At 75.9% G+C, this 21892-nt stretch carries 22 protein-coding genes and 1 riboswitch; of the genes, 2 read left to right on the top strand and 20 right to left on the bottom strand.

The window, feature by feature from the left end; all coding sequences use genetic code 11:
* The 5 genes from B9L22_RS10925 to B9L22_RS10905 all read right to left on the bottom strand — a co-directional run bounded on the left by B9L22_RS10925 (position 1) and on the right by B9L22_RS10905 (position 4011).
* The gene (locus B9L22_RS10925) at positions 1–483 is read right to left on the bottom strand and encodes an FHA domain-containing protein (protein WP_021483194.1); all 483 of its coding nucleotides are present in this window, start codon (positions 481–483) and stop codon (positions 1–3) included.
* Between the two features lie 177 nt (positions 484–660).
* Positions 661–2094 carry a DUF881 domain-containing protein gene (locus B9L22_RS10920; RefSeq protein ID WP_086150390.1) on the bottom strand — a complete coding sequence of 478 codons (1434 nt, stop codon included), beginning with the start codon at positions 2092–2094 and terminating at the stop codon, positions 661–663.
* Between the two features lie 2 nt (positions 2095–2096).
* Positions 2097–2429 carry a small basic family protein gene (locus B9L22_RS10915; protein ID WP_021483549.1) on the bottom strand — a complete coding sequence of 111 codons (333 nt, stop codon included), beginning with the start codon at positions 2427–2429 and terminating at the stop codon, positions 2097–2099.
* Complete coding sequence (locus B9L22_RS10910) at positions 2426–3394, bottom strand: DUF881 domain-containing protein (RefSeq protein WP_233140010.1); 969 nt, start codon at positions 3392–3394, stop codon at positions 2426–2428. The genes B9L22_RS10915 and B9L22_RS10910 overlap by 4 nt, the downstream gene beginning before the upstream one ends.
* Positions 3391–4011: a CDP-alcohol phosphatidyltransferase family protein gene (locus tag B9L22_RS10905; protein ID WP_034656174.1), complete on the bottom strand. Its 621-nt coding sequence runs from the start codon at positions 4009–4011 to the stop codon at positions 3391–3393. Before B9L22_RS10905 ends, B9L22_RS10910 begins: the two co-directional genes overlap by 4 nt.
* Positions 4012–4420: 409 nt before the next feature.
* On the opposite strand from B9L22_RS10905, the gene B9L22_RS10900 reads away from it, so the two are divergent.
* Positions 4421–6322, top strand: a complete 1902-nt coding sequence (locus tag B9L22_RS10900) for a DEAD/DEAH box helicase (RefSeq protein ID WP_086150389.1) — start codon at positions 4421–4423, stop codon at positions 6320–6322.
* Positions 6323–6448: 126 nt separating this feature from the next.
* Here the strand turns inward: B9L22_RS10900 and B9L22_RS10895 are convergent, their stop codons facing one another.
* The 8 genes from B9L22_RS10895 to rpe all read right to left on the bottom strand — a co-directional run bounded on the left by B9L22_RS10895 (position 6449) and on the right by rpe (position 13173).
* Positions 6449–6931, bottom strand: a complete 483-nt coding sequence (locus tag B9L22_RS10895) for a PH domain-containing protein (RefSeq protein ID WP_086150388.1) — start codon at positions 6929–6931, stop codon at positions 6449–6451.
* 46 nt (positions 6932–6977) lie between these two features.
* Positions 6978–7832 carry an ATP phosphoribosyltransferase gene (gene hisG, locus B9L22_RS10890; RefSeq protein ID WP_086150387.1) on the bottom strand — a complete coding sequence of 285 codons (855 nt, stop codon included), beginning with the start codon at positions 7830–7832 and terminating at the stop codon, positions 6978–6980.
* Between the two features lie 109 nt (positions 7833–7941).
* Positions 7942–8205 carry a phosphoribosyl-ATP diphosphatase gene (locus B9L22_RS10885; protein ID WP_024839663.1) on the bottom strand — a complete coding sequence of 88 codons (264 nt, stop codon included), beginning with the start codon at positions 8203–8205 and terminating at the stop codon, positions 7942–7944.
* Between the two features lie 73 nt (positions 8206–8278).
* Positions 8279–8746, bottom strand: a complete 468-nt coding sequence (ribH, locus tag B9L22_RS10880; protein WP_043651624.1) for a 6,7-dimethyl-8-ribityllumazine synthase — start codon at positions 8744–8746, stop codon at positions 8279–8281.
* A complete protein-coding gene (gene ribB, locus B9L22_RS10875; RefSeq protein ID WP_233140009.1) occupies positions 8743–10173 on the bottom strand; it encodes a 3,4-dihydroxy-2-butanone-4-phosphate synthase in 1431 nt (476 codons plus the stop codon). Before ribB ends, ribH begins: the two co-directional genes overlap by 4 nt.
* Positions 10170–10793 (bottom strand): riboflavin synthase, encoded by a 624-nt coding sequence (locus tag B9L22_RS10870; RefSeq protein ID WP_086150386.1) that lies wholly within the window; start codon positions 10791–10793, stop codon positions 10170–10172. The genes ribB and B9L22_RS10870 overlap by 4 nt, the downstream gene beginning before the upstream one ends.
* The gene (ribD, locus tag B9L22_RS10865; protein ID WP_233140007.1) at positions 10793–11938 is read right to left on the bottom strand and encodes a bifunctional diaminohydroxyphosphoribosylaminopyrimidine deaminase/5-amino-6-(5-phosphoribosylamino)uracil reductase RibD; all 1146 of its coding nucleotides are present in this window, start codon (positions 11936–11938) and stop codon (positions 10793–10795) included. The genes B9L22_RS10870 and ribD overlap by 1 nt, the downstream gene beginning before the upstream one ends.
* A gap of 158 nt (positions 11939–12096) precedes the next feature.
* Positions 12097–12222, bottom strand: a riboswitch (FMN riboswitch).
* A gap of 282 nt (positions 12223–12504) precedes the next feature.
* Complete coding sequence (rpe, locus tag B9L22_RS10860; protein WP_009863278.1) at positions 12505–13173, bottom strand: ribulose-phosphate 3-epimerase; 669 nt, start codon at positions 13171–13173, stop codon at positions 12505–12507.
* A gap of 51 nt (positions 13174–13224) precedes the next feature.
* Between rpe and B9L22_RS10855 the strand changes: the two genes are divergently transcribed.
* The gene (locus tag B9L22_RS10855) at positions 13225–13836 is read left to right on the top strand and encodes a GNAT family N-acetyltransferase (RefSeq protein ID WP_086150385.1); all 612 of its coding nucleotides are present in this window, start codon (positions 13225–13227) and stop codon (positions 13834–13836) included.
* 102 nt (positions 13837–13938) lie between these two features.
* Here the strand turns inward: B9L22_RS10855 and B9L22_RS10850 are convergent, their stop codons facing one another.
* From B9L22_RS10850 to B9L22_RS20035, 7 genes are all read right to left on the bottom strand, one after another.
* A complete protein-coding gene (locus tag B9L22_RS10850; RefSeq protein WP_086150384.1) occupies positions 13939–15225 on the bottom strand; it encodes a type II toxin-antitoxin system HipA family toxin in 1287 nt (428 codons plus the stop codon).
* Positions 15222–15449 carry a helix-turn-helix domain-containing protein gene (locus B9L22_RS10845; RefSeq protein WP_031316417.1) on the bottom strand — a complete coding sequence of 76 codons (228 nt, stop codon included), beginning with the start codon at positions 15447–15449 and terminating at the stop codon, positions 15222–15224. Before B9L22_RS10845 ends, B9L22_RS10850 begins: the two co-directional genes overlap by 4 nt.
* A gap of 131 nt (positions 15450–15580) precedes the next feature.
* Positions 15581–17263 (bottom strand): RsmB/NOP family class I SAM-dependent RNA methyltransferase, encoded by a 1683-nt coding sequence (locus B9L22_RS10840; protein ID WP_086150383.1) that lies wholly within the window; start codon positions 17261–17263, stop codon positions 15581–15583.
* Positions 17260–18213: a methionyl-tRNA formyltransferase gene (gene fmt, locus B9L22_RS10835; protein ID WP_086150382.1), complete on the bottom strand. Its 954-nt coding sequence runs from the start codon at positions 18211–18213 to the stop codon at positions 17260–17262. Before fmt ends, B9L22_RS10840 begins: the two co-directional genes overlap by 4 nt.
* Positions 18214–18312: 99 nt before the next feature.
* Positions 18313–18687 (bottom strand): hypothetical protein, encoded by a 375-nt coding sequence (locus B9L22_RS10830; protein ID WP_086150381.1) that lies wholly within the window; start codon positions 18685–18687, stop codon positions 18313–18315.
* Positions 18688–18717: 30 nt separating this feature from the next.
* Positions 18718–19452, bottom strand: coding sequence for an HAD family phosphatase (locus B9L22_RS10825; protein WP_233140006.1), 735 nt, complete (start codon positions 19450–19452; stop codon positions 18718–18720).
* A complete protein-coding gene (locus B9L22_RS20035) occupies positions 19449–21812 on the bottom strand; it encodes a primosomal protein N' (RefSeq protein ID WP_158097193.1) in 2364 nt (787 codons plus the stop codon). Before B9L22_RS20035 ends, B9L22_RS10825 begins: the two co-directional genes overlap by 4 nt.
* Between the last annotated feature and the right edge of the window lie 80 nt (positions 21813–21892).

Below are 21892 nucleotides of genomic sequence, written 5' to 3'. Positions count from 1 at the left end.
TCACGACGGGGAGGCCGCGCCGCCCGCCGACGCCGCCGCGTGCGGGCTGGCGTGGAACGTGAGCCGGTACTTGCCGATCTGGACCTCGTCGCCCGTGCCGAGCGCGACCGCGTCGATCCGGCTGCGGTTCACGTAGGTGCCGTTGAGGGACCCGACGTCGCGCACGACGAAGTGCTCGCCCTCGCGCACGAACTCGGCGTGCTTGCGCGACACGGTGACGTCGTCGAGGAAGATGTCGGCGTGCTCGGAGCGCCCGGCGACGGTGCGTTCGGCGTCGAGGAGGAAGCGCGAGCCCTGGCCGGGGCCGCGCTGCATGATGAGCAGGGCCGAGTGGCGGGGCAGGGCGGCGACGGCGGCGTGCTCCTCGGGGCTCAGGCCCCCGGGCTGCACACCCTCCTCGATCGGGGCCTCGATCCGGCCGAAGCTGACCGTCGTGTCGCTGGTCGCCCGGTTCGGCACCTCAGGACCGCCTGGGACACTCATCACGCCTCCTCGGGGCTCACGCACGTCGTGCTCGAGCTCGGAAACCGCACCGGGGGACGAGCCCCCCGGGGTGCGGGAAACTGGTGCTCGAAAACTACTACACCTGCAGGTCACGCGGTGCGTGCGACCCTCGGTCGTCCCAACCTACCCCGGCCCGTGGGCCTGCGGGAAGCCGGTTCACTCGTCGGCGGGGACGGGGGTCGCGTACCGGGGTGCGCGGGGCTCGACGGTCGCGGTGACCTCGGCCCGGTCCTGCTGGGTGACGGTGGTGCGCGCGCCGTCGGCGCGCAGGGAGGCCATGGCGCCGCCGGGGATCTCGAGCGCGGTCTCGAGCGTCGACGGGTCGCCGATCGCGGTCCACCGGTACGGGGACGAGATCACCTGCCCGTCGACGACGACGCCGTCGGAGGTGTCCTCGAAGTAGCTGCTCGCGACGAGGCGGACGCCGTTGACCTCCATGGCCTCGGCGCCCGCGTTGCGCAGCTCCTCCAGCACGTTGAACAGCCCGAACGCCTTGAGCGGCTCGGCACCCTCGACAACCTCGATCTCGACGCCCGGGCCCTCGGCGGGGAGCCGGCCCGAGAGGATGCCGAGCGTCTCGGCCTGCTGCTCGGCGAGCTCGAGCGCGGCGCGCTCGCGGCCGGAGCCGGACTGCAGCTCGTCGCGCGTGGCCTCGAGCGAGGACACCTGCTCCTCGAGCTCGCCGGAGCGCTGGGTGACGTCGTCGAGCAGGCGCACGAGGTCGCTCTGGCGCAGGGAGGACAGCTGGTCCTCCTGCGTCTGGCTCACCTGGACGACGAGCGCGAAGCCGAGCAGCGCGCACAGGACGCCGACCATGACCTGGGAGCGCGACGCGCGCGGGCGCATCGCCCGGCCGAGGCCGCGCAGCCCGCGCGGCTCGGGCTGGGTGGGGGTGCCGTGGCGCCCGACGGCGGCCGTGGCCCCGGTGACCGGGTCCGGCTCGGCGGTGGGCGCGGTCTCGGCGTCCTGCTCGGGCGCCGCGGCTTCCGGGGTGGTCGTCGCGTCCGACGTCGCGTCGGTCGTCGCGCCCGGCGTCGGGAGGTCCGGCGCGGTGTGGGCGGGACGCGCGTCGTCGGGCTGGTCGGTGCGGTCGTCGGGTGCGGGGCGCTCCCCCGCTGCTGCGGCGTCGCCCGGGACGACGGGGTCGCTCGGCACGGTCGTGCTCGGGGCGCTGGTGTCCGGGTCGCTCGGCGCGGGCGTGTCGGTCGGTGCGGCACCGGTCGGGGTCGTGCCGGCCGCGGTGCTGCCGTCGCCCTCGGGATGGCCGGTGGCGACGGTCTCGTCGCCGGCGGCCGGCGCGTCGCTCGGCGTCGTGGGGTCGCCGGGGACCGCGGCGGAGTCGTCCGGGTCGTCGTGAGGCGCGCCGGACGGCGTACCCGGGCCCGGGTCGGTCTCGGCGGGGGTGGTGGCGTCCTCGTCGGAGTCGTCGGTGCGGGGCGGGGCGGGCTCGGCGTCGTGGGAATCGTCGTCGGTCCCGGGTTCGGTGCCGGAGACGGCGGGGGTGCCGACGGCGGCGTCGTCACCGTCCGTGGGCGTGGTGGGGTGCTCGGGCCGGTCGCCCGGAGCCTGGTCGCGGGGGTCGCGGCTCATGCTCACGCCTTGAAGATGTGGCGCCGGATCGCGGCGGCGTTGGAGAAGATGCGGATGCCGAGGACGACGACGACGGCGGTCGAGAGCTGGCTGCCGACCCCGAGCTGGTCGCCGAGGAACACGATGAGGGCGGCGACGACGACGTTCGACAGGAACGACACGAGGAAGACCTTGTCGTCGAACAGGCCGTCGAGCCGGGCGCGCAGGCCGCCGAACAGGGCGTCGAGGGCGGCGACGACGGCGATGGGCAGGTAGGGCTGCAGCGACACGGGCACGGTGGGTTGCAGGACGAGGCCCGCGACGATGCCCACCACCAGTCCGACGACTGCGATCATTCGACGATCTCCTGCCCTGTCTCGTGCGGTGCGGATGGGGTCCCGGACCCGTCGGTCGTACCCGGCGCGGGGCCGGTCTCCTCGGCGGGTGCGTCGGAGTCTACGGTCGTCTCCGGGGCGTGCGCGAAGAACAGCGTGGGCGCGGACCGGCCGGGCAGGTCGAGGCGGCTCTGCGTCGTCACGCCGGAGCGGATGCCGTACTGGGTGCCGAGGAGCTGGAGGAAGTCGGACGTGCCGGACCGCAGGAGCGAGGTGCGCATCGCGTCGGGGTCGCCGATCGCCTCGACGCGGTAGGGGCCGACGAGGGGCTGCAGGTCGACGAGCACGGCGTCGCCGGCGCTGCGGATCGCGGACAGGCCGGTCAGGCGCTGGTCGTTGATCGCGACGGCCTCGGCGCCGCCGGCCCACAGGGCGTTGACGACGCGCTGCAGGTCGGAGTCGTGCACGAGCGAGCTCGCGTCGGTGGCCCCGGAGGACAGGCCGCCGCCGGTGTCGTCGAGGGTGACGACGACGCCCTGGCCCTCGACGGGCTGCGTCCCGGTGAGCGCGCCCTCCTCCTGGAGGCTGTCGAGCACGTCGGCGCTCGCGCCGCTCAGGGCCGCGCCCTGGAGCTGCTCGATCTCGCCGGACAGCTCTGCGCCGCGCGCGGAGAGCTCCTCGGCGGTGGTTTGGCGTTCGAGGATCTCCTGCTCGAGGGTCTCGCGTGCGGCGATGACGCCGGGCTGGGGGGCGCGCAGCTGCACGGCGGCGGCGGTGGTGACGACGCCGAGGACGACGGCGAGGGCGACGAGCGCGACGGTGCCGGTGCGCCCGCGGTGCGGGGTCTGCCCGGCGGCGCGGCGCGCGGCCGCGGCGGCGTACCCGGGGTCGAGGGGGCGGTGCATGACCTCGTTGAGGAGGGTCATGGACGCGTCCACGGGTGCGCGGCGCGCGGCGGCGGGCTGGTCCGGTCGCGTGTCGGTCACGGCGTCTCCTTCGTCGCGGTCCCGGGCCGGTCGGTGCGGGCGGCGCGGTCGCGCAGGACGAGCGCCCGGGTCTGCAGCACGTACTGCGCGCCCGCGAGCCAGTACAGGCCCACGCCCCACCAGGTGAACGCCCACCCGGTGACGGCGGCGACGTCGCCGAGCCAGCCGGGCATCTCCGCGAGGAGCAGCAGCGGGAACGCGTACAGCAGGGCGAACGTGCCGGCCTTGCCCGCGAAGCTCACGGGCAGCGGCCCGTAGCCGTGGCGGGCGAGCAGCGGCAGCAGTCCCGCGAGCAGGACGTCGCGCGCGACGATCGCGACGACGAGCCACACGGGCACGACGTCGCGCCACGCGAGCCCGAGGAGGGTGACGAGGATGAAGAGGCGGTCGGCGGCGGGGTCGAGCATCTGCCCGAGGCGGCTCACCTGGTCCAGGCGGCGCGCGAGCACGCCGTCGAGCCAGTCCGACGCCCCGGACACCGCGAGGACGACCAGGGCCCACACGTCGTCGCCGCGCACGATGAGGACCGCGAACACGGGCACGAGGAGCAGCCGCAGGAGGCTGATGACGTTCGGGACGGTCAGGACGCGCGAGCTGACCTGCTGCCCTGCCGTCACACCCACCGCCCCGTGCTCGCGTCGCGCCGTCGCGGCGACCTGCCGCGCGCGACCATCCTACGTACCGGCCCCGGTGACCTGGGCCCTCATTTCGCGGCGCGGCGCCCCGCAGGGCCCGAAATCACCCGCTTCGCCCGGTGTCCGGGGCGGGCCGGGTACCGGCGGGGCGGGTGCGGGTGAGGGACGTCACCGGGCCCGGCCCCGCGGCCGACCCGCGCGCTCCGGTACGATGGGTGGACCTTTGGAGTTCGTCGCTCGTCCCGCGTGTGTCCGTGAGAGTGGCCGACCCCCCTGATCTCCCCGATCGTGGCGGTGGCCGGCCTGGTGTGTTCGGGAGTGCGACCTGCGAGAACCGACCCGGTGACCGCACGCCACTCCACACCCCGAAACGAACGGTCCTCACCCTTTCATGACTGCTGACGTCGTCGCGCCCTCGCACGCCCTCGACCACTCCACCGACACCTCCCCCGCCGTCGCGGAGCAGACCGCTCCCACCGGCCCCGTGTTCTCCGACCTCGGCCTGCCCGCGCCCCTCGAGCGCGCCGTCGCCGACCTCGGGTTCGTCACCCCGTCCGCGATCCAGGCCGAGGCCATCCCCGCGCTCCTCGCGGGCCGCGACATCACCGGCGTCGCGCAGACCGGCACCGGCAAGACCGCCGCGTTCGGCCTCCCGCTGCTCGCCGCGATCGACCCCACGCTGCGGCGCGTGCAGGCCGTCGTCCTCACCCCGACGCGCGAGCTCGCGATGCAGGTCGCCGACGCCGTCGAGTCGTTCGCGGCGCACCTGCCCAAGGTCGACGTCGTCGCCGTGTACGGCGGCTCCCCCTACCAGCCGCAGCAGCGGGCGCTCGCGGCCGGGGCGCAGGTCGTCGTCGGCACGCCCGGGCGCGTCATCGACCACATCGAGCGCGGCACCCTCGTGCTCGACGACGTGCGCTTCCTCGTGCTCGACGAGGCCGACGAGATGCTGCGCATGGGCTTCGCGGAGGACGTCGACACGATCTTCTCCCGCGCGCCGCGCGAGCGTCAGGTCGCGCTGTTCTCCGCGACGATGCCCGCCCCGATCCGCCGCGTCGCGAACGAGCACCTCAGCGACCCGGTCGAGATCGCCGTCGCCCGCCAGTCCTCCACGGTGACGAGCGTGCGCCAGACGTACGCCGTCGTGCCGTTCCGCCACAAGACCGGCTCCCTCGTGCGCGTGCTCGCCACGTCCGACGCCGAGGCCGCGATCGTGTTCACCCGCACGCGCGGCGCCGCGGAGGAGGTCGGGTCCGCGCTCGTCGAGCGCGGCATCTCGGCCGCGACCATCTCGGGCGACGTCGCGCAGAAGGAGCGCGAGCGGATCGTGGAGCGCCTGCGCTCCGGTGCGCTCGACGTCCTCGTCGCGACCGACGTCGCCGCGCGCGGCCTCGACGTGGACCGCATCGGTCTCGTCGTGAACTTCGACCTGCCGGGCGAGCCCGAGGCGTACGTGCACCGCATCGGCCGCACCGGCCGCGCGGGCCGCACCGGCGAGGCCCTGAGCTTCGTCACCCCGCACGAGCGCGGGCGCCTGCGCGCGATCGAGCGCACGACCCGCACCCCGCTGCAGGAGATCGAGATCCCCTCCCCCGCGGACGTGTCCGCGCACAAGGTGCGGGCCCTGCTCGGGCAGGTCCCCGCCCGCCAGGAGGCAGGCCGCCTGTCGATGTACGCCGACATGGTGCGCACCTTCCTCGCCGAGCACGACGTCGACCCGGTCGACCTCGCCGCGGCCATGGCGGCGCTCGCGGTCGGTGACGACGGGCCGCGTGCCCGTGAGGAGCAGGAGCGGTTCGAGGCGGAGCGGGCCGCGGCGCGCGAGCAGTCGAAGGCGCGTCGTACGGAGCGCGCGGGCGAACGTCCGTCGCGCGGCGACCGTGCGTCGGGCCGGCGCGAGGGCGACGGGACGCGCGGCATCCGCCGCGACGCCGTCGGGACGCGCTACCGCCTGTCGGTGGGCCACAAGGACGGCGTGATGCCCGGCGGGATCGTGGGCGCGCTGACGAACGAGGCGGGCCTGGCCGGGTCGGACGTCGGCAAGATCGACATCTTCCCGTCGTTCTCGCTCGTGGACATCACCGCGCCGCTCGACGCGGACACGATGGACCGCATCTCGCGGGCACGGGTCGCGGGCAAGGCGCTGCGCATCCGTCTCGACGAGGGCGCGCCCGCGTCCCGGGGCCCGCGTGCCGGGCACGGCCCGTCGGGTCGTCGTGACGAGCGTCGTGACCGGTTCGACCGTGCCGACGACCGGGGCGAGCGCAAGCCGCGCCACCGCGCCGCGTTCTGACCGCTCCGCCGGCGGCAGCCCCGCCGGCGCACGACGACGGCCCCCGGATCGAGGAGATCCGGGGGCCGTCGTCGTCAGTACGGGGTGACCCGTGGCGCGGGCACGGGAGCCGTGCGCCTGCGGTGCTTAATCGTGGGCCTCGCCGTGCGCCTTCACCAGGGCGGCGAGGCGCCGCGCCTCTTCCTCGCCCCGGGCGCCGTCGGCCCGTTGGATGCCCATGACGGCGAGGGTGGACCCGTCCGCGAGGTCGAGACGCACCCACGCGTCGCCGGAGCCGAAGCGGACCGACACGATCTGGGGCCAGGCGAGGCGGCGCGTGTAGATGACGTTGCGCACCCGCAGGCCCTCGCGCGTCGGGACGGCGTGCACGCCGCCCAGGCGCCACAGCAGCCACGCCGCGAACAGCGCGAACGCTGCGATGGACAGCCGGTTCACCCACGACGTGCCGAGCGGCCCCGTCGCGGACAGCCCCACCACGACGCACCCGCCGACGACGACCACGCCCGTCGCCCAGGCCGACACCAGGCCGAACCGGGGCCGGAACGTGCGGTACGGGTCGTCGTCGCGGTCACCCGGCAGGCCGGGGTCGGGGAACGGGTCGGTGCTCATGCCGCCACCGTCTCACACCCGCCGACCACCCACCGGCGGCCGAGGTTCAGAGGCGCGAGGCGTGGATCCGGGTCACGAGGATCGCGCGCGCACCCACGTCGTACAGGGCGTCCATGACCTGGTTCGTGCGGTCGCGGCGCACCATCGCCCGCACCGCCGCCCAGTCCCGGTCGTGCAGCGGAGACACCGTGGGCGACTCCAGGCCCGGCGTGATCGCGACCGCACGGTCCACGAGCGACACCGGCACGTCGTAGTCCATGAGGACGTACTCGTGCGCCGTCAGCACCCCCTGCAGGCGACGGGACAGCACCTCCACCCCCGCCGGGACGTCCGCCTCCGCAACCTTGCGCGGCCGGATCAGCACCGCCTCCGACACCAGGATCGGGTCGCCGAACACCTCCAGACCCGCTCCCCGCAGCGTCGTGCCCGTCGAGACCACGTCCGCGACGACGTCCGCCACCCCGAGCTGCACCGCCGACTCGACCGCACCGTCCAGGTGCACCACCGTCGCGTCCACCCCGTGCGCGCGCAGGTGCCCCTCCACGAGGACCTCGTACGACGTCGCGACCCGCAGCCCCTGCACCTGCTCCAACGACGTGATCGTCCCCGCCGGCGCCGCGTACCGGAACGTCGACCCCCCGAACCCGAGCTGCATGTGCTCCACCGCGTCCGCGCCCGAGTCCAGCAGCAGGTCCCGACCCGTGATCCCGACGTCGACCGTGCCCGACCCCACGTACACCGCGATGTCGCGCGGGCGCAGGAAGAAGAACTCGGCGTCGTTGTCCGGGTCCGCCAGCACCAGCTCGCGCGGGTCACGACGCTGGCGGTACCCCGCCTCGCGCAGCATCTCGACGGCGGGCTCAGACAGGGACCCCTTGTTGGGGACGGCGATACGCAGCATGACAGGACCTTCGTTCAGGGGATCGGGCAGGGAGCGGGGAACAGCAGGGACGAGCGAGGGGCGAGCGGCGCTCGCGGCCGGGAGCAGGGACGCTCACCGGCGCGGCCGCTCACAGATGCTCGTACACGTCCTGCAGGCTCAGACCCTTCGCCAGCATGAGGACCTGCAGGTGGTAGAGGAGCTGGGAGATCTCCTCCGCCGTCTTCACGTCGCCCTCGTACTCGGCGGCCATCCACACCTCGGCGGCCTCCTCGACCACCTTCTTCCCGATCGCGTGCACGCCCGCGTCCAGCTCCGCGACCGTGCCGGAACCGGCAGGTCGCGTCGTGGCCTTCTCGGACAGCTCCGCGAACAGGGACTCGAACGTCTTCACGGGCTCCAGGGTATCCGCCACCCGGACCCGGCCGGGGCGTGTCCGCCCAGCGGGCACGCCCCGACCGTCCCCGTCACAGGTCGCGCAGCGCCACGACCGTCGCGACCGCCGCCTCCGCGGCCTCCGCACCCTTGTCCTCGCGCGACCCCTCCAGGCCCGCCCGGTCCAGGGCCTGCTGCTCGTCGTCGCACGTCAGCACACCGAACCCCACCGGCACCCCCGTGCGCACGCTCACGTCCGTCAGACCCGACGTCGCCGCCTGGCACACGTACTCGAAGTGCGGCGTCCCCCCACGGATCACCACCCCCAGCGCCACCACCGCGTCCGCACCGTGCTCCACCGCACGCGCCGCCGCCACCGGCAGCTCGAACGACCCCGGCACCCGCACCACGCTCACGTGCGACACGTTCGCCGCCGCCAACGCCCGCCGCGCGCCCGCCAGCAACCCGTCCATCACCTCCGTGTGCCAGCTCGCCGCGACCACCGTCACCCGCAGCCCCGACCCGTCCACGCGCACCGTCGGCGCACCCGCCCCGCTCATCCCTCGTCCTCCTTCGTCTCTTCGGCACCGGACCCGTCGCCCGGCCCTCCCAGCACGACCCCGTCCGGGACCGCCACCGTGTCCAGCAGATGACCCATCGCCACCTTCTTCGTCACCAGGTACGCCCGGTTGTGCTCCCCATGACCCACCTCGATCCGCTCAGTCCCCACCACGTCGATGCCCGACGCCACCAGACCCGTCACCTTCGCCGGGTTGTTCGTCAGCAACCGCACCCGCGACAACCCCAGGTCCGCCAGGATCGCCGCCGCCGCCCCGTACTCCCGACGATCCACCGGCCACCCCAGCTCCAGGTTCGCCTGCACCGTGTCCAGACCCGCGTCCTGCAGCTCGTACGCCCCGATCTTCGCCAGCAGCCCGATCCCGCGACCCTCGTGCCCCCGCAGGTACACCACCGCACCCCCCTCCGCCGCGACCCGCCCCAACGCCGCCCCCAGCTGCGGACCGCAGTCGCACCGCAACGACCCGAACGCGTCCCCCGTCAAGCACTCCGAGTGCACCCGCACCACCGGCACCCCGCCCCGCCCGACGGCGCTCGCGGCCTCCGCACCAGCCTCACCCCGACCCGACGCACCAGCAGGGGCGACCGCAGGGACCAGCGCCACGTGCTCCGCCCCCGTACGCAGGTCCCGGTACCCCACCACCCGGAACCGGCCGTGCACCGTCGGGAGCTCCGCCGACGACGTGCGGTGCACCCGCCGCGCCACCGCCTCCCGATCCGGCACCTCCGTGGCCACCGCAGGCGCAGGGTCGTGCACCCGCCGCCACGCCACCAGGTCCGCGATCGTGATCAGCACCAACCCGTCACGCTCCGCCAACGCCGCCGCGTCCCCCAGCCGCATCATCGTCCCGTCGTCGTGCACCAGCTCCGCGATACCCCCGACCTCACCCCTCCCCGCCAACCGCACCAGGTCCACCGCGGCCTCCGTGTGCCCCGCACGATGCAGCACACCCCCCGGCACCGCCCGCAACGGCAGCACGTGACCCGGCCGGATCAGGTCCACCGGACCCGACGCCGGGTCCGCCAGCACCCGCAACGTCCGCGCCCGGTCCTCCGCCGAGATCCCCGTCGACACCCCCGTCGCCGCGTCCACCGTCACCGTGTACGCCGTCCGCCGCGGATCCTGGCTGTGCGGCACCATCAACGGCAGCTCCAACGCGTCCGCCCGCACCGCCGGCATCGGCGCGCACAGGTACCCCGACGAGTGCCGGATCGTCCACGCCACCCACTCCGCCGACACCCCCTGCGCCGCGAACACCACGTCCGCCTCGTTCTCCCGGTCCGGCGAGTCCGCCACCAGCACCGGACGCCCCGCCCGGATCGCCGCCAACGCCTCCTCGACCGACCCCAGCCGCACGCCCTCCGACCCCTCCGGCACCGCGGCGCTCGCGGACCCCGCGCCCGTCACGACGCGCTCCCGGGGACCACGCCGGACACCAGCAGGCGTTCGACGTACTTCGCGAGCACGTCCACCTCGAGGTTCACCCGGTCGCCCGGCACCAGTCGCCCGAGGATCGTCGCTTCGAGCGTCGTCGGGATCAGCGAGACGCCGAACGTCTCGTCGTCCACGTGCGTCACCGTCAACGACACCCCGCTCACCGCGATCGAGCCCTTCTCCGCCACGTACCGCGTCAGACCCCCAGGCGCGGAGAGCACCAGGTCGTCCCACCGCTCCCCCGGCGCGCGGCTCACGAGCGTCCCGACGCCGTCCACGTGGCCCTGCACCACATGACCGCCCAGCCGCGCGTCCGCCCGGACGGCCCGCTCCAGGTTCACCGGCGACCCCGCCACGAGGTCACCCAGCGCAGTCCGACGCAACGACTCCGGCATCACGTCCGCCGTGAACGACCCGTCGCCACCGAGGCTCGTGACCGTCAGGCACACCCCGTTCACCGCGATCGAGTCACCGAGCCCCGCGTCCGACGCCGCGAGCGGCCCCTCGACCGTGAGCACCGCGTCCTCCCCCGCGCCGCCCGGGAACCCGATCCCCCGGACCCTGCCGATCTCCTCCACGATCCCCGTGAACATCAACCCACCCGTCCTTCCGTGCTCTTCCTGGACACCACCAGCGCGTCGTCCCCGACACGCCTCACCTCCACCGTGCGGAACCGGTGCGCGTCGGCGATCGTCGCCACACCCAACCCGTCCACCGCCCGCCGCCCGCTCCCCAGCAGCACCGGGGCCACGTACGCGTGCAGCTCGTCCACCGCACCCGCGGCCAGGAACGCCGTCGCCAGCGTCGGACCGCCCTCCACCAGCACGTGCCGCACCTCGCGCTCCGCGAGCCGCTCCAGCACCTCACCGACCTCCCGCGTCAGCACGTGCACCAGCTCGCCACCCTCCCCGCGGACCCGCGCCGCCGGCGGGACACCCCGCAACCCCACGACCACGCGCAACGGCTGGTGCTCCGCCAGACGCACGGCGCTCGCGGCCTCGTGCGCCGCGTCGTGGGAGGGACCGTGGCCACGCACCCGCGCGGTGAGCTCGGGGTCGTCGGCCAGGAGCGTGCCCGTGCCGACGACGATCGCGTCCACCTCCGCCCGCACGCGGTGCGCGTGCTCGCGCGCCGCGGGCCCGGTGATCCACCGGCTCGTCCCGTCCGCGGCGGCGACGTAGCCGTCGAGCGTCGTGGCCGTCTTGAGCGTCACGTACGGAGTGCCGCGCCGGACGGCCGTGAGCCACACCCGCAGGAGCTCCTCGCCCTCGGCGGCGCGCAGGCCGCGCACGACGCGGACCCCCGCGGCCCGCAGCCGGTGCGTGCCGCCCGTGGCGACGGGGTTCGGGTCGTCGACGGCGAGCACGACCTCTGCCACGCCCGCGGCGACGAGGGCGTCGGCGCACGGGCCGGTGCGACCGGTGTGGGCGCACGGCTCGAGCGTCACGACCGCCGTCGCGCCGGCCACGTCGACGCCGCGCGCCCGGGCGTCCGCGAGGGCCGCCGCCTCGGCGTGCGGCGTCCCCGCGCCACGATGCCACCCCTCGGCGAGCACGGGCCGCGGGTGCGGGGCGAGCGAGCCCGGCGCCGCGCCGTCGGGCAAGGGTGCGCCGGGCGGAGGGCCCAGCAGGACGCACCCGACACGCGGGTTCGGCCCGTGCGCCGGCCCTCGGGCCGCCAGCTCGAGCGCGCGCGTCATCGCGGCGTCGGCCGTCAGGGTGCGGGGGTGCTCGCCCATCGTCCTCCTCCCGGGCACGGGCGCTCCGGGGTGAGGGCGGGCGGCGGGTCGAGCCACGAGGGCCCGACGGCGTCGCTCACCACGGCGAGGCCGTCACCGTCCTGGACGGGTGCGCCGGCGGGTCGCCGGAGCACCACGCGCCGAGGCGTGGCCACGCCGCACGTGCTTCCTCCCATCCGGACTTTCACCGTCGGTCCTGGAGTTCCACCAGGTCAACCGCGCGTGGGCGCGGGTCGCGGACTGTCACCGCCGGCTCGGAATTGCACCGACCCCGGAGCACGTTCGTGCGTACTGCGTTCTGCAACCGCCGATGTTACTCCGGGTGCGCCCCGCGCGGGTGCGACCGGCGGTCCGACGCGGCCCCGCCCGCCCCGTCGAGGTCGCCGCTCGCGAGCACCGCCTGCCCCTGAGCTGTCGAGCTTCGCCGTCCGACGGCTGGCTCCACCCTCTTCTCCTTGCTCGGTGGTGAGGTTCTCGCAGTCTCGTGGATGGAGGATGTGCGCTTGGCACACTATTTTACATGGAACGAAGAAGGGGCCCGTAGTAGGCCCCTTCTCGTCCTGACGTCAGTGGGCGTGCGCCGACGCCTCCGCCAGCTCGCGCAGCGCCTGGATCTCCTCGGGCACGTTCTCCGCCCCGTAGACCGCCGACCCGGCGACGAAGACGTTCGCCCCCGCGTCCGCGGCCCGCTCGATCGTCGACCGCGACACTCCCCCGTCGACCTGGATCCACACGTCGAGACCCGACTCGCTCACGGCCTCGCGCGCCCGCCGGATCTTCGGCAGCGTCCCCTCGATGAAGGACTGCCCGCCGAAGCCCGGCTCGACCGTCATGACGAGGATCATGTCCACCTCGGTCAGCAGGTCCAGGAAGGGCTCCACCGGCGTCGCAGGGCGCAGCGCGACGCCTGCGCGGGCTCCCAGGCGGCGGAGCTCGCGAGCGAGCCGCACAGGGGCAGCAGCGGCCTCGGCGTGGAACGTGACCGACGCCGCGCCCGCCTCCGCGTAGGCCGGAGCCCAGCGGTCAGGGTCCTCGATCATGAGGTGGGCGTCGATCGGGACGGGAGACACCTGCGCCAGGCGCTCGAACACCGGCAGCCCGAGCGTGAGGTTCGGCACGAAGTGGTTGTCCATGACGTCGACGTGCGCGTAGTCCGCGGTGGCGATCGCGTTCAGGTCGCGCTCGAGGTTCGCGAAGTCGGCGGACAGGATGCTCGGTGCGATGAGGGCTGCCATGGGCCCAGCCTAGGGGCGCGTGCCGGAGCCCGGTGCTCGTACCCTCGTCGCGTGAGCGACCTCTCCTCCCCCTCCCCCGGCCCGGCCCCTGCCTCCGTTCCCGGCGCGCCGCACCGCCCCGGGGACCCGCGCGCCTCCGCGCCCGCCGTGACGGTGCGCCTGGCCACGGTGCACGACCTGCCGCGGGTCGCCGAGATCGCCGCCCCGTTCGTGCGCGACACGTGCGTGACGTTCGAGGAGGAGGTCTGGGACGTCCCGGCGTGGCACCGCAAGCTCGACGACGTCGTCGCGCGCGGCCTGCCGTTCCTCGTCGCCGAGGTCGACGCCCCGGGCTCCCCGACCGGCGTTGTCGTCGCGGGCTACGCGTACGCGTCGGCCTGGCGCCCCAAGCCCGCCTACCGGCACACCGCCGAGGACACGATCTACCTCGACCCGGAGCACGCCGGGCGCGGGGTGGGCACCGCGCTGCTCGCCGCGCTCCTGGAGGCGCTGGCCGCCGCGGGGGTCCGCCAGGTCGTCTCCGTCGTCGCCGACGTCCCCGAGGCCGCCGGGTCGCTCCCGCTGCACCGCCGCTTCGGCTTCGTCGAGACCGGCCGCCTCACCGCCGTGGGGTTCAAGCACGGCCGCTGGGTCGACACGATCCTGCTCCAGCGCACCCTCTGAGCACCCTGGTGCGCCCCGACCCACTCGGTCGAGCAGGCGGTCCTGGTGGGTGGGGGCGCCCGGACCCGCCACGACCACCTGCTCGACGGGAGAAGGGGGCCGTTAGACGACCAGGGTTCGGCGGAGGTCGGTGGTGCGGCGCTCGACCGTGCGCCAGGCGTGACGGCTCACGCCGGGGTGGGCGTCGCGGTCGATGTCCGCGAGCGCCGCGAGGAGTCCGTCGAGGGTCTGGGCGACGGCGCGCTGGGCGCGTCGGCGGGGCAGTCCCCAGGTGGTGCCCTCGGTGACGAGGTGGTCGGCGGTGAGGCGGTCCATGTCGCGTTCGCCGGCGACGTCCATGGCGAAGACGCGGGAGGCGTGGTCGTGATGGAGGTGCATGGCGATGTCGTAGGCGGGGGCGAGGCGGACGGTGCCGTCGGCGTGGCGCAGGACGGAGATGTTCTTGGCGTGGGCGTCGGTGTTGCCGAGGGCGAGGTTGAGGGTGGTGAGGGCGAGGAGGGGGTCGGGGCGGGTGCCGTCGTCGCGCAGGGTGCGGGCGATGGCGGCGAGGGAGGGGAAGCGGCGGCCGTGCTGGAACTTGCGTTCGGGGTCGCGGGTGTTGATGCCGAGGGCCTGGGCGGCGTCCTCCTGGTGGAGGCGTGCGGTGCCGGTGGGGTCGGCGGGGTCGGGGACGCGGTCGTAGCGGGTGACGACGATGGCGCGTTCGCCGTCGAGCTCGGTGACGTGGGCGTCGACGGTGGTGAGGCCGATGCGGCGGGCGAGGTCGAGGGCCGCGGCCTCGGTGTTGACGAGGTCGGCGGTGGGTGAGTCGGAGGGGCGGGCGACCTTGAGGATGTGGGTGGTCGGTGCGGTGCCGTGGGGCCGGGCCCAGCCGTGCTCGTCGTGGAGGAGGGTGATCTTGGGTTCCATGCCGGGCAGGGAGCTGGTGAGGTGGTCGGTGCGTCCTTCTCCCCCGCTGCGTGCGACGGCGGCGCGCAGAAGTCGTGCGACGGCGGCGTCGTCGAGGCGTTCGGGGGTGCCGGGGGTGGGGAGAGGTTGTCCTTCGGGTGCGAGGAGGACGGCGCCGGCGGTGTCGTGGCCGTAGTGGACGAGGAAGGCGAGGGCGTCGTCGGGGTCGATGCCGGCGTCGATGGCCATGGCGTCGCGGGTGCGGCCCTCGGGGAGGAGTCCGTCGAGCCAGGCGGCGACGCGCGCGGGGTGGGGCGGGGTTTCGTCGGGTGGGGTGATGGGGAGCAGGTGAGACAGGACGCGGGCGTCGTGCCCCCAGCGGTCGAGGGCGTCGGCGGTCCAGGTGAGGGTGACGCGGGGTGTGCCGTCGGTGGTGCGCAGGCCGGTGGGTGCGAGGGTCGCGACGGGGGTGCCGTAGAGCCAGGCGGTGAGGGTGGTCATCGGCGTTCCTGGAGTCGGAGGTCGACGTCGAGGGTGTCGAGGAGCTCGAAGAGGCGTTGGACCCAGAGGTTCTCGACGCCGTTCTCGAGCTCGGAGAGGTACTGGCGCGTGATGCCGAGCTCGTCGGCGACCTGGGCCTGAGTGAGTCCGCGGGTTCGGCGGACGCGGCTGAGGTAGGCGCCGAGGTCGCGGGGGCTGCGGGGGGTGGTCCAGGTGTCGGCCATGCTGGCTCTCCTGCCGTGGGGTGCGCTGACGTGCTGTAATGTCGGGATTCTCCGACACGAGACGTTGTCAGGTTACTCCGACACCCCAGCGTTGTCGAGATATGACGACATCACGACGCGTGGCGCGGCACTCACACCGTGCGGCGCAGGAGCGTGAGGTGCATGGCGTCGGTGCCGTGGACGTGCGGCCAGAGCTGGACGTCCTGACGGTCCCCGAGCTCGACGGTGTCGCGCACCTGGGGGCGCACGACGTCGCGCACGACGTCCGGGGCGTCGAGGACCTCGACGTCGTCGCGGCGGCGCAGCACGTCGGCGACGACGACCTGGGTCTCGGCGAGGTGGGGCGAGCACGTGACGTACCCGACCACTCCCCCGGGCCGGACGGCGTCGAGCGCGGAGTCGAGGAGCTCGCGCTGGAGCCCGGTGAGGGTCGCGAGGTCCGCCGGGGTGCGGCGCCACCGCGACTCGGGCCGGCGGCGCAGGGCCCCGAGGCCCGTGCAGGGGGCGTCGAGGAGCACGCGGTCGTAGGCGCCCGGCTCGTCCTGCCCGACGGCGCGACCGTCACCCGTGCGCACGGCCTCCACGGCGTCGGCGGGCACGGCGGCGAGCGCCTTCTCCACGAGGCGCGCGCGGTGCGGCTGGACCTCGTTGGCGACGAGGCGTGCCCCGCGCTCGGCCGCGAGCGCCGCGAGGAGCGCGGCCTTGCCGCCGGGGCCGGCGCACAGGTCGAGCCAGCGAGCGTCGTCGCCGGTGGAGCCGGGCTGCGGTCCGGCGAGCGGTGCGGCGGCGAGCGCGAGGGCGACGAGCTGGCTGCCCTCGTCCTGGACGCCGGCGCGGCCGTCGCGCACGGCGCCGAACGCGGCGGGGTCGCCGCCGTCGAGGGTGAGCGCGGTGGGCGCCCAGCGGGCAGGGGTGACGCGGCCGTCGCCGTCGGCGAGCTCGTGGGGGTCGGCGAGACCGGGGCGCGCGACGAGCGTGACGCGGGGGGCGTCGTTGTCGGCGGCGAGGAGGGCGCCGAGCTCGTCGACGGGGCGTCCGTTGCCGGCGAGGGCGTCGCGCAGGGCGCGGGCGATCCACACGGGGTGGCTCTGGGTGGCCGCGAGCGCCGCGAGGGGGTCGGGGGCGTCGTCGGCGAGGGTCGTGAGCCAGTCGTCGAGGGGGGTGCGGGCGACGCGGCGCAGGACGGCGTTGACGAGCTGGGCGCTGCCGGCGCCGGTGCGTTCGCGGGCGAGGCCGACGGTCTCGGAGACGGCGGCGTGCTGCGGGACGCGCATGGCGAGGAGCTGGTGGGTGCCGAGGCGCAGGACGTCGAGGACGGGCGGGTCGAGGCGGTCGAGGGGGCGGTCGAGGCAGTGCGCGAGGATCGCGTCGTAGCGGCCGCGCAGGCGCAGGGTGCCGTAGGCGAGCTCGGTTGCGAAGCCGGCGTCGCGCCCGCGGATGCCGCGCTCGCGCAGCAGAGGCGGCAGGACGAGGTTGGCGTAGGCGTCGGAGCCGTCGACCTGGCGCAGGACGTCGTACGCGACGGCCCGTGCGGGGTCGGTGCCCTTGCGACGCTGGGAGGGTGCTGCGGAGCCGCGGTGCACCTCTCCGCGGGAGCGGGCGGCGCCGCGCTGCCGCCCCCGGGCGTCGCGGCGCTCGCCTCCCCCGCCGACGGGCCCCGCACCAGGATTCGAACGTGCGTTCGCGTCGCTGCCCCCGCCCGGGCCGCCACCGCTCGAACGCCTGTTCGACGCGGCGCCCTCCCGGCTCTGCGGTCGCTCGTTCCTGTTCGAACGCGCGTTCGAACCATCGCGGTCGCGGCGCTCGGCGCTCATCGGGCCGTCTCCGCACCGAGGACCGTGGCGTCGTCGAGCCGGGCACCGCGCGCCCAGTCCGCGGCGGCCATGTGCTTCTTGCCCACGGGCGCCACCTCCCCCAGCTGGACGGCGTGGGTCGCGGTCCCGACGAGCACCTCCTTCTTCCCGGCGCGCACGCGCCCGGGGGCGAGGTCGACGACGTCGGGTCGCAGGGTGACGGGGCCCAGCCCCAGGCGCGCGGGCGTGCCGTCGGCGCCGGGCAGGGTCGTCCACGCCCCGGGGGCCGGGGTGCAGCCGCGCACGAGACGGTCGACCGCGAGCGCCGGGTGGTCCCAGCGGACCTCCGCGTCGGCGGTCGCGAGCTTGGCGGCGTGCGAGACGCCGTCGGCGGGCTGGGGCTGCGGGCGCAGGGTGCCGTCCTCGAGGGCGTCGAGGGTGGCGACGAGGAGGCCGGCACCGGAGACGGCGAGGCGGCCCAGGAGATCGCCCGCGGTGTCCCGGGGGCGGATGGTCTCGGTCGTGGTGCCGAGCGTGGGGCCGGAGTCCAGTCCTTCCTCGATGAGGAACGTCGTCGCCCCGGTCACCTCGTCGCCCGCGATGATCGCGCGCTGCACGGGCGCCGCGCCGCGCCAGGCGGGCAGGACGGAGAAGTGCAGGTTGACCCACCCGTGCCGGGGCACGGCGAGCACGTCGGGGCGCAGGATCTCCCCGTACGCGACGACGGGTGCCGCGTCGACGTCGAGCGCGGCGAGGCGCGCGAGGAAGTCCTCGCCGCGGGGCCGGTCCGTGAGGACCGGGATCCCGGCCTCCTCGGCACGCACGCGGACGGGGCTGGGGGTCAGGCGCCGTCCGCGGCCCGACGGCGCGTCGGCGCGCGTGAGCACGGCGACCACCTCGTGGCGGGAGTCGAGGAGGGCGTCGAGTGACGGGACCGCGGTATCCGGGGTCCCCGCGAACAGCAGGCGCATGGGCCCGATTCTAGGTGGCCGGGCAGGGCGGCAGACCCGGGAGCGGCCCGGTGCACGGGTCATGCGCCGGCACGCGCAGGCGCCCGGTCGGGCCCGGGGTCAGGTCGCCAGCGTGGCGACCGGCGGGAACGCGGGGAACGCCTCGTCGTCCACCGGGGCGAGCTCGAGGCAGCTCAGCCGGTCGTCGTCGACGAACAGCAGCAGGAGGAAGCGGTCCGTGCCCGCCTCCAGCACGACGCGCGGGCCCTGCGCGGGGACGGGACCGTCGTCGTCGCCCAGGTCGATCGTCGGGCAGGACCCGCACGCGCACGCGCCGTGCACGCGCACCGCGTCGACCTGGGCGAGCCAGCGCCGACGGTCGGCCGCGTCCCGGTCCGGTGCGACCGCCTCCCCGCGGCACCCGTGGCGGAGCATCCAGACGAGCACGTCGCGCTCGAGGGCCGTGAGCGCGCGCGGCACCCCGGCACCCGTCACGACGCGGCGCCCGTCACGACCCGGCGCCCATCACGACCCGGCGCCCTCGGGGCCGACCGGCACGCCCAGGTCGCGCAGCGCCGCGCGCAGGCCCGCCGTGCCCTCGAACAGGTGGGTGCGCAGCCCGAGACGCGCCGCCGCGTCGACGTTGGCCGGGCTGTCGTCGGTGAACAGCGTCCGGGCCGGGTCGAGCCCGAACCGCTCGACCGCGAGCGCGAAGATCGCCGGGTCGGGCTTGGCCAGCCCCTCGCGCCCGGAGACCAGCACGTCCTCCATGAGGGCCGTGGCGGGAGCGGCCGGCGCGGCGTGCGCGAAGAGCTCCGCGGACCAGTTCGTCAGCCCGTACAGCCGCAGGCCCAGGTCGCGCAGCTCGCGCACGAGCTCCTCGGAGCCCTCGACCGGGCCGGTGAGCGTCGCGGGGAACCGCTCGACGTACCGGTCCAGGAGCGCGACGTGGTGCGGGTGGGTCGCCGCCACGCGGTCGCGCGCGTCCTGCCACGTCGCACCCGCGTCCCGCTCGTGGTTGAGCACGCGGAAGTCCACGTCGGCGAAGAACGCGTCCACGTCCCGCCGGTCGACGCCGTCGTACGCGCCGTACGGGTCCCAGCCCACCAGGACGTTGCCGAAGTCGTACAGCACGGCGTCGATCGCGCGGGCGGCGGGTGCCGGACCCCGGTCGGGGGTCACGTCGGCGGACGCCTCGGTGACAGGGGCGATGGTCGGGGCGGCGGGCACGGGGCCGTGCGTCACGGGGCGGTGCGTCACAGGATCTCCTTCGGGTCGAGCTCCACCCGCACGCTACCCGGCTCGCGCCGCGCGGACCGGACCGCGACGGACGCACCGAGCTCGCGCGCCAGCCGGCGGCCGTCGCGCACCGGGACCCGCACCACCGCCCGCACGGGCGGGGCGTCCACCAGCCCGGGCGCCGCGCCGTCCGCCCCGTCGGCACCCCGCCCGCGCGGCGACGCCGCCACCTCCACCGGACCCAGCACCGTCTCCGGGCCCGCGAGCGCCACCCGGCCCAGCACCGCCGCGACCGCGGGACGGTCGCCCGTCACCGCCGCCACCCGGACCGCCGGCGGCAGCGACAGCTCCACCCGCTCGTCCAGCTCCCGGTCCGCGAGGAGCGCCGGGTCCCAGCGCACGAGCGCGTTCGTCGGCGCGGGCGCGGCGTCGCCCACGAGCAGCACCTGCCCGCCCTCCGTCGCGGGCCGCACGAGCGCCGCCGCGGCGAGCCAGCGCGCCAGCGCGTCCTGCGCCACGTCCAGCCCGACGTGCGCCGTGCTCACCGCCGCGTCCAGCAGCAGCGCCGCCGCGTACCCACCCTCGGCGACCGGCTCGGCACCCGGCGTCGCGACCACGAGCGCGGGACGCCCGGACACCGCCCCTAGTACCCCGCCCGCCGCCGCGGCACCCGACACCTGCACCGGGACCCCCGCGAACGCGCGCCCGAGCTCCTCCGCGGTGCGCTGTGACCCCACGCGCACCGACCGCAGCCCCGTCCAGTGGCACTCCGCGCACGACCACCCGCCCGCGAGCGCCCCGCACCACGCGCACTGCGGCGTCGCCTGCGGACCGGAGAGCGCGAGCGACCCGTGGCACACCGTGCAGCGCGCGGGCGTGCGGCACCGGCCGCACGCCACGACCGGCACGTACCCGGACCGCGGCACCTGCACCAGCACCGGCCCTTGCTCCAGCGCCGCGCGCGCCGTGCGCCACGCGGCCGTCGGGATGCGCGCCGCGGCGCCCGGGCCCTCCGCCGCCAGCTCGACCGAGGTCAGCGCCCGCACGCGCGGCGCCCGGGCCCGCACGACGTCGCGCGGCGCCGCGAGCTCGTGCGCCCAGCCCCGTACGACGAGCGCGTGCGCCGCGACCGTGCGCCCGTGCGACCCCAGCAGGAACGCCGCGCCCTCCTGGTCGCTGCGCAGCGCGAGCACCTCGCGCGCGTGCGGGTACGGGGCGCGCGGCTCCGCGAGGGTGTCCTCGCCGTCGTTCCAGCAGACCACCAGCCCGAGGTCGACCACGGGTGCGAACGCCGCCGCACGGGTCCCCACGACGACGCGCGCGTCACCGTGCAGGACGGCGAGGAACGCGCGGTAGCGCGGCGCGGGCCCCTCGTCGGCCGTCAGTCGCACCACCTCGCCCCCGGTCGCCGCGTCCCACGCGGGCAGCCCGGCGGCCGCGAGCGCGGCGCACACCTGGTCGACGTCGCGCGCGTCCGGCACGACGACGAGCGCGCCCCGCCCGCCCGACCGGACCGCGCGCACCGCCTCGGCGACCGCCGCCGCCCAGTGCGTGACGGGCAGCGCGTCGGGCTCCTTGCGCGAGCGGCCCGCGCCGCGCCGACCCTCGGACGCCGCCTCGGGCGCCGGGGGCGCGAGCCCGGGGAGCGCGGTCCACACGGCCCGGGGCGCCCCGCCGCCCGCGACGTGCGCGAGGAACGCGGCGCCGGCCCGGTACGGGGCCCACACGGACTCCTGGTGCGGCGCCCGCGCCGGGGCGGGCAGCGACCCGGGAACGGGCTCGGCAGGCGCGGGAACGGGCTCGTCGACGGGAGGACCCGCAGGAGCCGCCTCGGCGGCGACGGCGCCCTCGCTCGAGGCGACCGGGGCGTCCCCGGCCGGGGACGATCCCGGCGCGGGCACCGCGCCGGGGGCGGACCGTGCCGCGAAGGACTGCTCGGCGCGCGCGTGCCGCGGCGGCACGGCGAGGCGCAGCACGTCCGAGAGCGTGCCCGCGTAGTGGTCGGCGACCGTGCGCGCGAGCCGGGCGACGGCGGGTGCGAGCACGGGCTCGGCCGACACGACGCGCCGCAGCGGCAGCAGGCGCCCGTCGTGGTCCGAGCGGTCGACGCGCTCCAGCACGTACCCGTCGACGTCCCGGCCCGCGAACCGCACCTTGACCCGCACCCCCGGGCGCGCGTCGTCGGACATCGTGGCGGGCACGAGGTAGTCGAAGGGGCGGTCCAGGTGCGGGGGCGCGAGGTCGAGCGCGAGGCGCGCCACCGGCAGGTGCGCGGCGATCTGGTGCGACGCCGGCGGCGCGGGCCCCCGGCGCGGCGCGGTGGGCGCGACGGTGAGCAGGGTGTCCTGCACCGCCCGCGACGTGTCCTCCGGCTCGCTCACGACGCCATCGAACCACGCGCCGCCGTCACGACCGGCGCGCTCACGACCTCGCTCACGACAGGGCACCGGGCAGTGCGCCC

The organism is Cellulosimicrobium sp. KWT-B, from assembly GCF_002127155.1.
GTDB lineage: Bacteria > Actinomycetota > Actinomycetes > Actinomycetales > Cellulomonadaceae > Cellulosimicrobium > Cellulosimicrobium funkei.
Note: the sequence above shows the minus strand (reverse complement) of the source record. Positions and strands in the feature narration are given on the sequence as shown.